This window comes from Novosphingobium sp. ES2-1 (assembly GCF_015169775.1).
Taxonomy (GTDB): Bacteria; Pseudomonadota; Alphaproteobacteria; order Sphingomonadales; family Sphingomonadaceae; genus Novosphingobium; species Novosphingobium subterraneum.
Genome location: NZ_CP063445.1, coordinates 2,931,921 through 2,947,719 on the forward strand (window position 1 = coordinate 2,931,921; position 15,799 = coordinate 2,947,719).

Here is a 15,799-nt window from a genome sequence, read left to right on the forward strand (position 1 = left end):
CGACGTCTGTCTTCCGTCATCCTGAACTTGTTTCAGGATCCATTTCGCCGATCAAGCCGCCGCTCGTGCTGAAAGATGGACCCTGAAACAAGTTCAGGGTGACGGGAGCGGCCTCTCAATGGTCCAGCCCGATCCTTCCCAGACGGTACCCGGAACGACTTGATAGTACTCTTCAGCCTTAACGAATTCCCCGATCCCGGTGCCCTTTCTCAGGAGACACTCATAGTCCTTTTTCCCGAGGCGGTTCGTTGGAATATGCACGCTGTAGTCATGCGGGCCAGTATCGAGATCAAAACGCCCCAAACACGTTCCAACTGTCTCAATCAGTTCAGTTTTCAGTTCATCACTCAGATTTGCTCCTCGTATCACCAACTCTTCCGGTTGGTTGAAATAGAACCTGTCGATCACCTGCGCAGAAAGCATTGTGAGGGCTGAAGCAAACGCGCCGGTCGCCACCCAGAACAGTCTGCGCTCGAAAAGCTTGCTCACCCAGCGTGGTTTGCTCATTTCACCCCCGCTTCGGCCACCAAGGCACAAACCCAGACGTCCGCTCCACGTACTCCCGATACCCCGGCCGCCGCTCTTCCATGCCCTTTTCCAGCAGCGGCTTGCCCGACCACTTCGTCAGCGTGAAGGTGAGGAACACCGGGCCGATCAAGCTTGCCAGCGCGACCCACCGGCCGGCGTCGGCGGCGGCGAGCCAGATGCCCCACCAGACGCAGGCGTCGCCGAAGTAGTTGGGGTGGCGGGTATAGCGCCACAGGCCGGTCTGAAGCACGCGGTCCTTGTTGGCGGGATCGGCGCGGAAGGCGCGCAGTTGCGCATCGCCCACCGCCTCGAACACGATGCCGACCAGCCACAGCGCGGCTCCGGCCAAGGCCAGCGCGCCCAGCGGTGCAGGCCTTGCGCTGCCGAGAATGCCCAGTTGCGCAGGCAGACAGGTGATGAACAGCAGCAGCGCCTGCGGAGCGAACACGAACTTCAGCGCAGCCGACGCGAAATTGCCTTGCGCCTTGGCCTTGCCCAGCATCCTGGCATAGCGCGGGTCTTCCCCATGGCCGCGCCAGCGGGTGTAGAGGTGCCACGCCAATCGCGCCGCCCAGATCACCGCCATCGCCGCAATCAGGCTCGCCCGCGCGCCGGGGCCACCGCTCACGTGCAGCCACGAGGCCACCGCCAGCACGCCCATGCCGCCGCCCCACACCGCGTCGATGAAGCTGACGTCGCCGATGCGCACCGCCACGCGCCACAGCAGGCCCATGCCGACCACGAGGATCGCCACGTTGATCAGCAGGGCGTGGAGCAGCGCATCAGGCATCGGTAACCTCCGGCGGTTCGGTCAGCCCACGGCCGGGATGCTTCGGCGTGACCTTGCGGTAGACGTCGAAGATCTTGCGCATGTCGGCCTCGTAATCGCCAGATGGCCAGATGGCCGGGCCGAGCCCGCCGGTTCTGGTACCATAGTCCATCATGCCCACGACCATCGGCACCTTCGCCTTCAGGGCGATGTGATAGAACCCGCTGCGCCATTGGCCGACCGCGCTGCGCGTGCCCTCGGGCGCGATGGTCAGCATGAAGCGATCGCGGCGCGCAAACTCGGCGACCATGGCGTCGACGACGTTCTTGCGGGCCGAACGATCAATCGAAACCCCGCCCATGTCGCGCATGAAGCCGCCCAAGGGCCAGCGGAACAGGCTGTCCTTCGCCATGAAATGGGGCTTGAGGCCCAAGTCCTCGGTCAGCCCGATGAAGTAGAGGAAGTCCCAGTTGGAGGTATGCGGTGCGGCAATGATCACGCAGCGCCCATCCTCGGGCGGCGCGCCTACGGCCTTCCACCCCTGGCTACGGTAAAACCACACCAACAGCTTTCGCACCGCGCGCGACAGCAGGCTGGGCCTGCGGTCCTCGATTGCCCCGTCCATCGTCTTCTCCCCGCCGGGAGACTAGCGCGGGAGCGGTGCCCTGTCTAACGCTCCCCTGAATCAGGCCAGGCAGCCATCCGGGGCGTCGACCGGCGCAGGAACAGGCTCGGCAGTTTAACCAGCATCAGCGATTTGTGGATCCAGTAGTCGGCCCAGCGCTCCTGCCATTTCGCCTTCTCACGCCCCTGCGAGTCGAGCCATGCCGCATAAGGCATCCAGTGGTCGGGCTCGTCCTTCTCGACGACCTCGAATATGCGCTTCAACGCCTTGTCCGAACGGACATGGCGATTTTCCAGCAGAATTTCGACCTGCCGCATGCCCCGCTGTTCGGTCAGCATGATGACCCGGCACAGCTTCTCGAATGCCTCGGGGCTGGCAATCACGCCCTGCGTGTCGAGCTCGTCGATCGTGCAGCCGAACACTTTCTGAATGAAGCGATCGATGTGCCCGCAAGTGGAATCGACGGCAAGCGGCATCCGCCCCTGCAATTCGAACCAGCGCCTGAACATCACGTAATGCTTGCGCTCGTCGGCGCGGTGTTTCTCGATGGCGGCGATGAAGGCAGGGTTATCCGGACAACGCACCCTTACCGCTTCGAGTACCCGGTCGAGCGAAGTGTAGCCCCGATGCTCGTTGTAGATGTAGATCGACGCGAGGACGTCGAGGAAACGAGCGCGGAAGCGTTGCGCCGGTTTGGGGCGCAAGAAACCGGGAGATTCAATCACGCGAGATTCGATGACCTTGGGCATCGTGACATGCTGGCGCTCTGCAAAGTGACTGTAATATGAATGAATTTGATCTTGAATGATATTTCGAACTAGTCAATCACTGTCGCGCTGAACAGGAGTGGCCATATTGCATCGATTTACTGTGTTGTTTGTCGCTATTGTGGCTTTTGCGACGAGCAGTTCCCCGGCGTTGGCGGAGCGACCTGTCGCGGATTTCGCCCATCTGCCAATGATCGAAGCGCCGAGCATCTCGCCAAACGGCAAGCTTGTCGTCGCGATGGCCTCGATCGCCGGCAAGCAGGAGCTGGTTATCATCAAGGCCGATGGCGGCGGGCTGCAGGCGCGACTGCCCGTGAAGGACGTGGATGTGCGCTACGTGCGCTGGGTCAATGACGAATGGCTGATCGCTACGGTCGGGGTGGAGATCCCGGCGACGGGCGGCATGGGCCTCGGCACCCGGCTGATCGCCTTTCGCACGGACGGATCGGACGCGCACTTCCTGATCGACCGCCGCGATGGTGGCGCGGGCTTCAGCATGGCCGACGTGCTCTGGGTTGCGCGCGACGGTTCGCCGCGCATCCTGCTCGCCTCGCAGACCTCGTTCTACCTTTCCGACGAGGGTTTCTGGCCCAACGTATCGATGGTCGACGTCGCCACCAACACGTTCAGCAAGCTGGTCTGGCCGCGCGAGGGCGTGCAGGACTGGTATGCGGACCGTGACGGCAACGTGCGTCTCGGTATCGGGATCGAGAAGGACGGCCTGCGCTATCGCGCGCTCTATCGTGCGAGCAACAAGGATAACTTCGACGAATTCGCCAATGTCCGGCGGACCGAGGAGCTGATCGTCCCTGACGTCATCCTCGCCGACGGTTCCGCGATCGCCTTCAGCACGCGCAGCGGGACCAACGCCGCCTACAAGCTCGATCTCAAGACGATGCAGGTCGGCGAAAAGCTGTTCGATGCCGGTGCCTATGACATGTCGAACCTCTACCTCGACAAGGAGCAGACCCGCGTGCTCGGCTATGGCTTCACCGACACGCGCTATCGGACCGTGTGGATCGACGAGGGACGAAAGAAGATCCAGGCGCAGCTGGAGGCAAACTTCCCCGGCAAGCTGGTGCGGATCGTCAGTCTCAGTCGGGACGAGAAGGTGCTGCTTTTCAAGGTTGAAAGTCCCTCTGCACCGGGCGCCTACTATGTCTTCGAAGCCGGCCAGCCACTCACCCGGCTTGCGCTCGAAAACCCTACGCTCGGGACGCGAGCGCTCGCACCGGTCAAGACGGTGGCTTACAAGGCCCGCGACGGAATGGACCTGACGGCGGTACTAACTCTGCCCGCAGGCGTTGACGCGAAGAACCTGCCGGTCATCGTCATGCCCCACGGTGGTCCCGCTGCGCGCGATGACGAGAGCTGGGATTGGTGGGCGCAGTTCCTCGCCGACCGGGGCTATGCCGTCATCCAGCCCAACTTCCGCGGCTCCTCCGGCTTTGGCACCGCCTTTCAGCAGGCGGGGGCTGGCCAGTGGGGCTACAGGATGCAGGACGATGTCGACGATGCCCTTGCCTATCTCGGCAAGGAAGGGATCGGCGACGTCAAGCGCGCCTGCGTTGTTGGCGGTTCCTACGGCGGCTACGTTGCCATGCGCGCGGCCGAGCGCAATCCGGACCTCTACCGCTGCGCGATCAGCTATGCCGGGGTGGCGGATCTGCCCGAGATGATCAAGTACGACCGCAACTTCGTCGGCGGCCTTGGCACCACCGAATACTGGCGCAGCCGTGCCGAGGACCTGTCCGATGTCTCGCCGATCAACCACGCCTCGCGCACTAGCATTCCCATCCTGGTGATCCACGGCAAGAAGGATCGCCGCGTCCCGTTCGCCCAGTCGAAGACCTACGTGGACCGACTGAAGAAGGCGGGCAAGGCACATGAGTTCTTCATCCAGCCCGAGGGCGACCATTTTTTCAGCCGCGAGGAAGACCGGCTGACCTTCCTGACGCAGATGGAGGCGTTCCTCGACAAGCATAATCCGGCGAACTGATTGTCGGGAAGATCGCAGGCGTTCTTGCTTTGCGGTTGCGTCGGGGGGGCCTAAGGGGGCTGCAACCGCGCAATTGCAGGGCATTCGTTTCATGGCCATCTTCACCAAGAACCCGAAGTTCGACTGGATCCTTCACTGTGGGTGGAAGGGGCTGTGCCCGAAGTGCGGCAAGGGGCCGATGTTCGCAGGCTGGCTGAAGCTGCAGAAGACCTGCCCGGAATGCGGGCTCGATTACCAGTTCGCCAACGCGGACGACGGTCCGGCCTTCTTCGCACTGTGCATCACCGCTTTCCCGCTCACCTTCTTTGCGGTCTGGCTTGAAGTTGCCCATGCGCCGCCATGGTGGGTGCACGTGCTTACCTCCGTGCCGATCCTGGCAATCGGATGTCTTGCCACGCTCCGCCCGTTCAAGGGCTGGCTGGTGGCCTCGCAGTACGTGAACAAGGCGATCGAGGCAGGCACGGAGAACCTGTGGAACAAGCTCAACGCACGAGAGCGTGAGTCCGAATAGCACGGTACCGTGCCGGGCCGGCCGTGGGCTCTGCAATCTGGCGAGTTTGCCAAGCCTTTGTCACACTCCCGTAGCATTGCACTGCTTGGCATCTGACGGACCAAGTAACCGGAAGCATTTGTGAATCGCAGCCTTGCGGTTATTCCTGCTGCTTCGGAAGGGGAACGCTGGCGTGGGATTCGGGCAAAGGAGGCTGGTGATCGCCGGGTTGCGGCCCGCCTTGCCGTCCCTGCATGACATACTGTGGTGGACCCTTGCCAGCCTCATCGCCGGGCTTGCCGCAGCGCTTTTCTGGGCGATTGTCACGCCCGTCTCGCCACTCGGCGATTGGACCCCGCACAGCGTTCGCATGATGTCGCCCACTGCGCGGGCAGCGCTTTTCGCTTCGGTCGATCCTTTCAACCGCACGCCCGCCGCTGCGGCGCAGGCAGAACAGTCGGGCGCGGTAACCTCGCTCGCGCTGACCCTGTTCGCCACGCGCGCTACGCCCGGTGGCGGCGGCACAGCGATCATTGCCGGGGGCGACGGCCTGCAGCAGGTCTATCGCGTCGGCGCCGAAGTGCAGCCTGGCGTGACGCTGGCGGCGGTCGCTTTCGATCACGTCGAATTGTCGCGAAATGGCGCCAGGGAACTGCTTTATCTCGACCAGTCCGGCCCTGCACCCAGCGCACAGGGCGTGGTCGCGGCGAACCCCGTAGCGGCGCCTCCCCCTGCCGCGCCCGGAGGCGGGGTCAGCGTCGCCGCCTTGCGCAGCGGGGTCAACTTCGGTCCGCGCGCCGAGGGCGGCAAGGTCGTGGGCGTGGAAGTCCTCTCGTCGGGTGACGGAGCAGCCTTCCGTGCCGCGGGCTTCCAGCCCGGCGATGTCATCACGGCGGTCGATGGCAAGCCAATCACCAGCGCGGCGGATGCTGCCGCGCTGTCCGGCGCCATTCGCGCCGGCACTTCAGTCGCGGTCACCGTGCGTCGCGGCGATCGCCAGCTTCCTCTTGCTATCACATTGGCCCCATGACCTTGCGCAAGCTCCTTAGCCCCCGAATGCTCCTCGGAGCCGCCGCGCTCGCCCTTGCCGTGCCGCAGGCCGCGCTGGCGCAATACACGCTCAACGTGCGCGAAGCCGACATTCGCGCTTTCGTGGCCGATGCCGCCGAAGTGACGGGCCGCACCTTCATCGTCGACAGCCGCGTGCAGGCCAAGATCAGCGTCGTTTCCGACCGGCCTCTCAGCCGCTCGGAATACTTCGAGGTCTTCCTCTCCACCTTGCGCGCCAACGGGCTGGTCGCTGTGCCGACCGGCAACGGCGCGTTCCGCATTCAGCCTGCCGAAGGGGCAGCCGCCAATCCCTCGCGCATCGGCAGCCGGGGGGCCGCGCTCAGCCAGATGGTGACCGAGGTCATCCGGCTGCGCGCCATCGACGCTGCGCAAGCGGTCGAGACCCTGCGCCCGCTGATCAGCAAGGAAGGCGCGATCACCGCGAACAAGGCTGGCAATTCTCTGGTCGTCGTCGATTACGCCGACAACATGCGCCGCATCCGCGCGCTGCTCGCCGATATCGACCGCGACAACGCCGCCACGCAGACCGTGATTCTCGATCATGCCGGCGCTCGTGAGATCGCCACGGCGTTGAGCCAGCTGGTCCCGGCAGGGGGCGAAGGCGCGCGTGCGCTGGCCACGGTCGTCGCGGTGGACAGCTCCAATGCCGTGCTGATGCGCGGTGAACCGGCAACGCTGGCAAAGCTTGCGGCCATGGCCCGCCAGCTCGACGCCAGGGCCGCGACCGGGGGCGAGATCAAGGTCGTCTGGCTCGACTACGCCGATTCCGCCGCGCTCGTGCCGGTTCTCGAACGCCTGCTCGGCGGCCAGGGCGGGGGCGAAGTGGCTTCGGCCAGCGCCGCGCCCGTATCCTTGGGCGGCGTCGGCGGCAGCCAGAACTCGAGCGCGGGCACGCAAGGTTCGACCGGACAGGCCGCTGCAACCGGCGGCAGCCAGACCAGTCCGATCGGCGCAACCTCGGGCGGGCTCGGCAATGGTCCGATCAAGCTTGCCAACGGGCGCGGCACGGCCACGATCACCCGCTATCCCGGTGCCAACGCGATTATCATCGCCGCGCCTGCCGATGATCAGCGCCGCATCGGCGAGGTGATCCGGCAGCTTGACGTGCCGCAGGAGCAGGTGCTGGTCGAAGCGATCATCGTCGAGATTTCGAACAACGTGGCGAAGGAACTCGGCGTCCAGCTGCTGTTCGGCGGCAAGGACAAGCCCTTCGCCGTGACCAATTTCTCCAACTCCTCGCCCAACATCATCGACATCGCTGGCGGGCTTCTGGCCGACAATCTCAACCAGACGACCACAGTGATCAATGGCGACACCGTCACGACGACAACCAACAGCACGGCCGGCGACCTGCTGCGCGAGAACGCCGCTACGAAGGCGCTTTCCGCAAGCGGTGCCTACACCGGCTTCCTTACAGAGCTGTCCAAGGACACCTATCTCGGTGCGCTGATAAACGCTGTGCAGACCGACAAGAACTCGAACATCCTGTCCACCCCGCACATCACCACCAACAACAACGTACCCGCATCGATTCTCTTCGGGCAGGACGTGCCGATCACCACCGGCGAAGCGCTTTCGAACGGCAATTTCAACGATACCTTCCGCACCGTGCAGCGCCAGAATGTCGGCATCGAGCTGGACGTGACCCCGCAGATCAATGCCGGAAACATGGTAAGGCTCGATCTGCGCCAGGAAGTCAGCTCGATCGCAGGCACGGTCTCGAGCAAGTCGGACGAGCTCATCATCAACAAGCGCGAGATCAAGACCACCGTGACCGTGGGCGACCGCGAGATCGTCGCACTGGGCGGTTTGCTTGACGACAACGAGCAGCGCACGCTGCAGAAGGTGCCGCTGCTCGGCGACATTCCAGTGGTGGGCGAACTGTTCAAGTCGCGCGGGCGCAGCCGGGTCAAGACCAACCTGATGGTCTTCATTCGCCCGACCATCCTGCGCAATGCGGCCGACCGGGCGGCGCTTGCCGCGCGGCGCTATGGCGTGGTCCGCCAGGCGCAGATCGAATTCAACGCCAAGCAGGAGCCGACAATCGACGAATTGATCGTCGACTACATGGGCGCAACGCTTCCCGCCGCACCTTCGGCGCAAGTCGCGGTTGTCGCTCCGGGCGACACGCTGATCCGCCCGCGCGCCACGCCGGTTCCGCTTGAACAGACCGAACTTCCGCCGAGCAGCGCGCAGAACTGAACGATGGACAGCGTCAGGCCCATCGACGACACCGAGGAACCGCTGGTCGAGGCGGTGACCGTCGTTGCGCCAGCCGAGGCTACGCCTCCGACGCTGCCTTATGCCTTTGCCCGCGATCGGGGGGCTCTTGTTGAAGCGGTTGAAGCAGGGCGCGTCATCGTGGCGCTGCGCGAAGGCGGCGATCCGCTCAGCCTGCTGGAAATCCGCAGCACCTTCGGCTTGCCGCTCGAACTGCATCGGGTCTCCCCTGCCGAATTCGAGAAGCTGCTCGCCGATGCCTATGCGATGGATGGCGCCGCCGCCGCCGTGGCCGGTGACATGGGCATTGCGGGTGACGGGCTCGATCCGCTCGCGCTGGGCCTGCCCACCGCCGAGGACCTGCTCGACAGTGCCGACGATGCTCCGGCGATCCGCCTCATCAACGGTTTGATCGCCGAAAGCCTGCGCCAGGGCGTGTCCGACATCCACATCGAGCCTTACGAGACCGCGCTGGTCGTGCGCATGCGCGTCGATGGTGTCTTGACCGAGAAACTGCGCATGCCGCCGCATGTCGCGCCGGTTCTGGTCAGTCGCATCAAGGTCATGGCGCGGCTCGACATTGCCGAGCGCCGCGTGCCGCAGGACGGCCGCATCTCGCTCAGCCTTGGCGGCAAGCTGGTCGACGTGCGCGTCTCCACCCTGCCCAACCGCGCGGGCGAGCGCGTCGTCATGCGCCTGCTCGACAAGGAGAACGCGGGGATCGATCTCGCGGGGCTGGGTCTCGACGCAAAAGCCGGGGACACACTGCGCCGGGCCATTGCCGAACCTAACGGCATCGTCCTTGTCACCGGACCGACCGGCTCGGGCAAGACGACCACGCTCTACGCCGCGCTGCGCGGGCTGAACGATGGCCAGCGCAACATCCTGACTGTGGAAGACCCTGTGGAATACGCTGTGGATGGCGTGGGGCAAACGCAGGTCAACGCAAAGGTTGGCCTCACCTTCGCTGCGGGCTTGCGCGCCATTCTGCGTCAGGACCCGGACGTCGTCATGGTCGGCGAAATCCGTGACCGCGAAACCGCCGACATCGCCGTGCAGGCCTCGCTCACCGGCCACCTCGTGCTGTCGACTGTCCACACCAACGATGCTGCAGGCGCGATCACGCGCATGCGCGACATGGGGGTCGAACCCTTCCTCCTCGCCTCCACCCTGCGCGCAGTCATCGCCCAGCGCCTTGTCCGCCGCCTCTGCCCGCATTGCCGCGAGGAGCGCGTGCTCGATCAGGGCATGGCCGAGGTGCTGGGCATGAAGGCGGGGCGGACGGTGTTCTCCGCCAAGGGCTGCGGCGAATGCAGCCAGACCGGCTATCAGGGCCGCGTCGGCGTGTTCGAGGCGCTGCGGGTGGACGACACCATCCGCCAGATGATCCACGACAATGCGGATGAAGCAGCCATCGCCCGCCACGCCTTCGCGGATTCTCCCACTCTGGCCAAGGCCGTCCGGCGCATGGTCAAGGACGGCACCACCTCGCCCGAAGAGGCAGCCCGCATCATGCGGCGGGACGGCTGATGGCGCGCTTTGCCTATCACGCGATCGACCCCCAGGGGACGGAACGCCGCGGCGCGATCGAAGCGGCCAGCGAAGCGGCAGCGCGTGACAAGCTGGTCGCGCGGGAATGGTTCGTGGTCAGCGTGCAGGCCGATGCCGCCACGTCGGCCCGTCACGCCGCAACCACCACCTCCGGCCTTGCGCTGTTCGCCATCAAGCTTTCAGCCAAGCAGCTTGCCCTGTTCACCCGCCAGCTCTCCTCGCTGATGGTCGTCAGCCCGCTCGAGGAGACGCTGCGGACAATCGCGCGGCAGACCGAAAAGCCCAAGGCACAGGCCATCCTGTCGAACGTTCACGCCGGGATCGTCGAAGGCCTGCCGCTGGCCGAAGCCATGCGCCGCGAGGAGCCGAGCTTCCCGCCGATCTATCGCGCGATGATTGCCGCCGGCGAAAACTCCGGCAGTCTTCCCGCCATCGCCGACCGGCTGGCCGACATGCTGGAACGGCAGGCACAGGTGCGCGGCAAGATCATCGCCGCGCTTGCCTATCCCATCGTGCTTTCGTTCGTCGCCATAGCGGTGGTCACCGGCCTGATGATCTCGGTCGTGCCGCGGGTGGTCGAACAGTTCGACAATGCCAGCCGCCAGCTGCCAGTGCTGACCCGCGTGGTCATCGGCATCTCGCAGTTCCTCAGCACGTGGTGGTGGGCGCTGCTTGCGCTGATCGCGCTGGCGGTGGTCGGCTTCGTCCGCGCCTTACGCAATCCCGCCTTCAAACTGCGCTTCGATGCCGTGCTCTTGCGCCTGCCCTTCGTCGGCAAGTTGATCCGCGATGTCCACGCCGCCAGCCTCGCGCGCACGCTGGCCACGATGATCGAGGCTCGCCTGCCGCTGGTCGATGGCCTGCGTCTGTCCACCCGCACGGTGTCGAACGCGGTCCAGGCGCAATCGCTCGCCCAGATCAGCGAGAAGGTCCGCGCCGGCGGCTCGCTCTCCACCGCCCTGCGCGAAGCGGGCACCTTTCCGCCGCTGCTTGTCTACCTTGCTGCCAGCGGCGAGGCGGCGGGCCAGCTCGGCACCATGCTCGAACGCGCCGCAGACTATCTCGAACGCGAGTTCGAAGCTTTCACCGCCGCCGCCATGGCCTTGCTCGAACCCGCGATCATCGTGGTGATGGGCACAGCCGTCGCGCTGATCATCCTCGCCATCCTGCTGCCGATCCTGCAGCTCCAGAACCTCACCGGACTGTGATGACCATGACCGAAGCTACGCCTGCCCAGACGCCTGAGACCGAGGAAGAGCGCCGTCGCAACGGCTTCAGCCTTGTCGAACTGATGGTTGTCATCTTCATCATCGGCCTGCTTGCCACCGTGGTGCTGATCAACGTCCTGCCCAGCCAGGACAAGGCGATGGTGGTCAAGGCGCGCAGCGATATCGCCACGCTCGAGCAGGGTATGGAGATGTACCGCCTCGACATGGCCAGCTATCCCGGCCTCGCCGAAGGACTGGGCGCCCTGAAGTCCCCCCCCGCAAATCTGGCCCAGCCGCAGAACTATCGCTCCGGCGGCTACGTGAAGGACATCCCGAACGATCCCTGGGGCCGCCCCTACCAGTACCAGAGCCCGGGTCGTGACGGCAGGCCGTTCGAGATCTTCTCCCTGGGCGCCGATGGTCAGCCCGGCGGCAGCGATCTGAACGCCGACATCTACGCCGGGCAGAACTGACGCTCGCCCATGGCCTCCACCGGCTCTCCTCCTGCTGACGGGTTGATCCTGCTCCTGCCGCCCACGCAGGGTGATCCCTGGCGCTGGCGCCGCGTGGACGAGGCTGGCGTCGGGCCGGAGGAATATTCGGCCGACCTGCCGATCCACGGTGCCGTCACCGTGCTTGTTCCCAGTTCCCTTGCCCCCGTCGTGGACAAGCCCCTGCCCGCAATGCCGGTGGCGCAGGCGCTTGCGGCTGAACGTCTCGCGCTCGCGCAAGGCGGCCTTGCCACGGAGCGCCACGTCGCAGTCGCCGCAGCGGAAGGCCGCCTGCTCTCCAGCCGCCTTTCCGCTTCCGACATGGATCATTGGCTGGCCACGCTGGCGCAGGCCGGAATCGATCCGCAAGCCATCGTCCCCGCAGCCCTCGTTCTTCCCCGGCAGGACGGGGCCCTGGTGCTTGGTGCCTTGGGCGATCAGCTGCTCGCCCGCACCCCGGCAGCCGCCTTTGCCGCAGAAGAGGCACTGGTCGAAGCGCTGGGAGAAGGTCTGGACCAGACCGCGCTCGATGACGACGCGCTGACAGAACGGCTTGCGCAAATTCATGCCGCACCGCCGCTGAACCTGCGGCAAGGCGCCTATGCCCCGCGCCGCGTCTCGGTGTTCCGCACCGCCAATTGGCTTGGCCTAGTCCGCATGGCTGCAGTGGCGGCCTTGCTCGCCCTGTTGCTGATGATGGTATGGATCGTGAAATGGAACCTCGACAGCAGCGCCGAGGAAGCCCGGGCCTTGGGCCTCGCGCAGAAGCGCTTTCCCGCTGCAACCGATCTCGACACGGCCGAGCGCATGCTCGCCGCAGAACTCGCCAAGCGCGGCGAAGGGGCTGCGAGCTTTGCCGCCCCGGCTGCCGCCGTTCTCGACGCGATGCGTCCGGTGCCCGGCGTGAAGCTGCGCGATCTGGGCTACGCCGCTGACGGAACCTTGCGCTTCACCGCCGCCGCGCCCCGCGCAGAGGACGTCAACGCCGTGCTGATCGCGCTGCAGAACAATGGCTGGAAAGTCACCGTTCCGCCTGCCCTTGCCCCCGACCCCACTGGCGCAACCGTCGCCGCCATCACCGTAAGGGCACCATGATGCAGCGCGTGTCCCTCTGGTACATCGGCCTGACCCAGCGCGAGCGCGTTCTGGTCGGCGTGGCCGGCGCGCTCGCCGCGGTGATCCTGCTGATCTACGGGATCGTGCTTCCTGTCGGCAACGCGCTGGACGAGGCCGCCACCCGCCATCGCGAGGCGACCGAGCGGGCGGGCCGCATCACCGCTGGCACCGAGGCGCTCAAGCGTGCCCCCGCCGCCCGCGCCCCGGTGCTGGCAGGGCCGGTCGAACAGATCGCCGGGGCAAGTGCGCAGGAAGCCGGTTTCGTGGTGCAGTCGAACGAACGGCGCGGGTCCGACATGGCCGTTCTGGTCATCCCGACCGCGCGTCCTTCGGCCGTGCTTGCCTGGCTCGATGCACTGGGTGGTCAGGGGCTGGCGGTGGAACAGGTCACCCTGACGCCCGCCCCCGACGGCACGGTCTCGGTCAACGTCACGGTGCGAAAGGCGGCATCGTGATCGGGCGGTGGATCTTCATCCGCGGCGCTGCGATGGGCCGCCGTGGCTGGCTGGCGCTGGGCGCGTTGTTCGTGGCTGCCCTGCTCGTTCTGCTCCCGCTGCGGCTGGTGCTAGGCATGGCGCTGCCTGATTCGATCTCCGCTCGTAGCGTCGAGGGCAGCGTCTGGAGCGGGCGGATTGCCGATCTGAATGCAGGTCCACTGCCCCTCGGCACCGTCGATGCCGGGCTGGAGCCGCTGCCATTGCTGATTGGCCGCGCTCAGTTCGCCCTCTCGAGAGAAGGCTTTTCCGCGCGGATTGCACCGTCGCGCCTTACCGGCGCAAACGGCTCGGTACTCCTGCCCGATGGCCTCGGCGGCCTGCCCGTAACCTCGCTTGGCTTCGGCGATTTCTCGGTCGTCATGGCCAATGGCCAGTGCCGCGAGGCGCAAGGCACCCTCAGCCTGACTCTGGCTTCGCTTGGCCCGCTTCTGCCCGATGCGATGGTTGTCTCGGGCCAGGCACGTTGTGAAAAGGGTGCGCTGGTCGTACCGATGCGCGGTCTGCAGGGCATGGAACGCCTGACGCTCAAGCTCGGCGGCGACGGACGCTGGCAGGCAGACCTTGCGCTGGCAGGTCTGCCCCAGGAAACTGCCGATGCGCTGAAGTCCTCGGGGTTCGACACCCGTCCCGATGGTGTCGGCATCGTGACGGGCGGAACCTTCTGAGGCTCAGGCCGCAAGGCTCTCAGGCAAGCGTCTGCGTCAGGAACCAGGCCCGCTGTTCGGCCTGATCGGTCCAGTCGTCGGCCATGCCCTCGGTGGCATTGTCGCCCGCCTCGCTGGCCGCTTCCTTGACCGCGCGGATCGCCTTGACCAGCGCCACGTTGTCGTCGCGCAAGGCCTTGACCATTTCCATCGCGTCAACCTTGCTGCGGTCGTCGTCCTTGATCGAAGCCTTGCCGGCAATGGCACCGATGCCGGTCAGCGTGTCGCCACCGTTCTTGCGCACGCGCTCGGCAATCACGTCGGTCAGCGCGAACAGCTCGGCAGCCTGTTCATCAAACAGCAGGTGCAGTTCGCGGAACTGCGGGCCAGCCACGTGCCAGTGGTAGTTTTTGGTCTTCAGGTAGAGCGTGAAGTAATCGGCCAGCAGACCGTTCATGCTGTCGATCAGGGCCTTCTTCGCATTGTCGCCGGGCATGACATTCCCCTTTCGTGTCCGGGTGGATTGAGCCCCTTATACGCCAGATCCACTGAAAGGTTTCATGCAATGATACGGCAATATTGATCGAATTCGTCAATCATGCTTGGCTCTTCACGCTCCCTTTCAGCAGAAACAGTCCGGCCAGCGCGGAGATTATCGATCCGCCCAGAATACCCAGCTTCGCCTCTTCGACCAGCAGCGGGCTTTGCGGGAAAGCGAGGCTGGCGATGAAAAGGCTCATCGTGAAGCCGATCCCGCACAGCAAGGAAAGGCCCCAAAGCTGGCGAATCGTGGCGCCGGCCGGCCGCTTGGCGATACCCAGCTTTTCCGCTGCCACGATGCTGCCAAGGATGCCCACCTGCTTGCCGATCAGCAGGCCCGCGGCAATTGCAATCGGCAGCGCCAGCGGCCCTCCATCGATCGAGCCAAGCGCAACTCCGGCATTGGCCAGGCCGAACAGAGGCACGATCAGGAAGCCGTTGGGCGCAACCAGCGCATGTTCAAGCCGCAGCAGCGGGCTGTCATGCTCCTTGTTGAGCGCCAGTGGCACGGTCAACGCGGCGAGAACGCCGGCAATGGTTGCATGGACGCCCGAATGGAGCACAGCAAACCACAGCGCGACGGCCCCGAGGATATAGGGGATCAGCGAGCTGACCCCGGCGCGGTTCACGACCACCAGCGCCAGGAAGATGGCGGCGGCAATGCCCAGCCACATCAGGTCCAGCCCGGTCGTGTAGAAGAACGCGATGACCAGAACCGCGCCAAGATCATCGACGATCGCCACGGTCAGCAGGAACAGCCGCAGCGACGATGGCAGTCCTTTTCCAGCCAGCGCCAGTACGCCGATGGCAAAGGCGATGTCGGTGGCGGAAGGAATCGCCCAGCCGCGATGCAGCGCCGGATCGCCACCGGCTATGCCCAGGTAGATCAGCGCGGGCACCACCATGCCGGCGACGGCTGCAATCACCGGCAGGCGGCGGCGGCTCGGGCTTGACAGTTCGCCGTTAAGGATCTCGCGCTTGATCTCCAGCCCGACGACAAAGAAGAACACCGCCATCAGCGCATCGTTGATCCACAGGTGCAGGTTGTCGAGCTTGGCAATCGGCGTCCACGGCAAGGTGTGGTGGAACAGGCCATGCCACGGCTCAGCCAGAGGAGAATTGGCCAGAACCAAGGCGACTGCAGCACAGATCATCAGAACTATGCCCGGCACCGCCTCGTTGTGCGTCAACTTGTGCAATGCGCGCCTGAACCCTGAATTTGCTGCCATTCTCGAATCATCCCGTGTTCACGAAACTCAGGCCTTGGGCCTAGCATTCCCTTG

Annotated in this window: 16 protein-coding genes; 10 read left to right on the forward strand and 6 right to left on the reverse strand. The window is 65.2% G+C overall.

Going from position 1 to position 15,799, the window contains the following annotated elements; genetic code table 11:
- Nucleotides 1-93 precede the first annotated feature (93 nt).
- Genes IM701_RS14330 through IM701_RS14345 form a run of 4 tightly spaced genes read right to left on the reverse strand, consistent with a single transcriptional unit; the run spans nt 94 to nt 2,671 of the window.
- The gene (locus IM701_RS14330) at nt 94-507 is read right to left on the reverse strand and encodes a hypothetical protein (protein WP_062345370.1); all 414 of its coding nucleotides are present in this window, start codon (nt 505-507) and stop codon (nt 94-96) included.
- A 1-nt stretch (nt 508) separates the two neighbouring features.
- A complete protein-coding gene (locus IM701_RS14335) occupies nt 509-1,318 on the reverse strand; it encodes a DUF1295 domain-containing protein (protein WP_193827303.1) in 810 nt (269 codons plus the stop codon).
- Nucleotides 1,311-1,922 (reverse strand): lysophospholipid acyltransferase family protein, encoded by a 612-nt coding sequence (locus IM701_RS14340; RefSeq protein WP_193827304.1) that lies wholly within the window; start codon nt 1,920-1,922, stop codon nt 1,311-1,313. The genes IM701_RS14335 and IM701_RS14340 overlap by 8 nt, the downstream gene beginning before the upstream one ends.
- Nucleotides 1,923-1,966: 44 nt before the next feature.
- Nucleotides 1,967-2,671, reverse strand: coding sequence for a ferritin-like domain-containing protein (locus IM701_RS14345; protein WP_230487721.1), 705 nt, complete (start codon nt 2,669-2,671; stop codon nt 1,967-1,969).
- 208 nt (nt 2,672-2,879) lie between these two features.
- On the opposite strand from IM701_RS14345, the gene IM701_RS14350 reads away from it, so the two are divergent.
- From IM701_RS14350 to gspN, 10 genes are all read left to right on the forward strand, one after another.
- Nucleotides 2,880-4,688, forward strand: coding sequence for a S9 family peptidase (locus tag IM701_RS14350; protein ID WP_052242229.1), 1,809 nt, complete (start codon nt 2,880-2,882; stop codon nt 4,686-4,688).
- A gap of 91 nt (nt 4,689-4,779) precedes the next feature.
- Nucleotides 4,780-5,199: a DUF983 domain-containing protein gene (locus tag IM701_RS14355; RefSeq protein ID WP_039333473.1), complete on the forward strand. Its 420-nt coding sequence runs from the start codon at nt 4,780-4,782 to the stop codon at nt 5,197-5,199.
- A 172-nt stretch (nt 5,200-5,371) separates the two neighbouring features.
- Entirely contained in the window at nt 5,372-6,208 is an 837-nt protein-coding gene (locus IM701_RS14360; RefSeq protein ID WP_193827305.1) for a type II secretion system protein N, read from the forward strand.
- A 26-nt stretch (nt 6,209-6,234) separates the two neighbouring features.
- Nucleotides 6,235-8,451, forward strand: coding sequence for a type II secretion system secretin GspD (gene gspD, locus IM701_RS14365; RefSeq protein ID WP_230487722.1), 2,217 nt, complete (start codon nt 6,235-6,237; stop codon nt 8,449-8,451).
- Between the two features lie 3 nt (nt 8,452-8,454).
- Nucleotides 8,455-9,999 (forward strand): type II secretion system ATPase GspE, encoded by a 1,545-nt coding sequence (gspE, locus tag IM701_RS14370; RefSeq protein WP_193827307.1) that lies wholly within the window; start codon nt 8,455-8,457, stop codon nt 9,997-9,999.
- Nucleotides 9,999-11,228, forward strand: a complete 1,230-nt coding sequence (gene gspF, locus IM701_RS14375; RefSeq protein ID WP_193827308.1) for a type II secretion system inner membrane protein GspF — start codon at nt 9,999-10,001, stop codon at nt 11,226-11,228. Before gspE ends, gspF begins: the two co-directional genes overlap by 1 nt.
- Entirely contained in the window at nt 11,228-11,701 is a 474-nt protein-coding gene (gspG, locus tag IM701_RS14380; protein ID WP_370584328.1) for a type II secretion system major pseudopilin GspG, read from the forward strand. Before gspF ends, gspG begins: the two co-directional genes overlap by 1 nt.
- A gap of 9 nt (nt 11,702-11,710) precedes the next feature.
- Nucleotides 11,711-12,814: a type II secretion system protein GspL gene (gene gspL, locus IM701_RS14385; RefSeq protein WP_193827309.1), complete on the forward strand. Its 1,104-nt coding sequence runs from the start codon at nt 11,711-11,713 to the stop codon at nt 12,812-12,814.
- Nucleotides 12,814-13,290: a type II secretion system protein GspM gene (gspM, locus tag IM701_RS14390; protein WP_193827310.1), complete on the forward strand. Its 477-nt coding sequence runs from the start codon at nt 12,814-12,816 to the stop codon at nt 13,288-13,290. The genes gspL and gspM overlap by 1 nt, the downstream gene beginning before the upstream one ends.
- Nucleotides 13,287-13,997 (forward strand): type II secretion system protein N, encoded by a 711-nt coding sequence (gene gspN, locus IM701_RS14395; protein ID WP_193827311.1) that lies wholly within the window; start codon nt 13,287-13,289, stop codon nt 13,995-13,997. The genes gspM and gspN overlap by 4 nt, the downstream gene beginning before the upstream one ends.
- 19 nt (nt 13,998-14,016) lie before the next feature.
- On the opposite strand, the gene IM701_RS14400 is transcribed toward gspN, so the two are convergent.
- Nucleotides 14,017-14,472, reverse strand: a complete 456-nt coding sequence (locus IM701_RS14400; protein ID WP_062343374.1) for a Dps family protein — start codon at nt 14,470-14,472, stop codon at nt 14,017-14,019.
- 100 nt (nt 14,473-14,572) lie between these two features.
- Nucleotides 14,573-15,670 (reverse strand): Na+/H+ antiporter NhaA, encoded by a 1,098-nt coding sequence (gene nhaA, locus IM701_RS14405; RefSeq protein WP_370584329.1) that lies wholly within the window; start codon nt 15,668-15,670, stop codon nt 14,573-14,575.
- Nucleotides 15,671-15,799 lie beyond the last annotated feature (129 nt).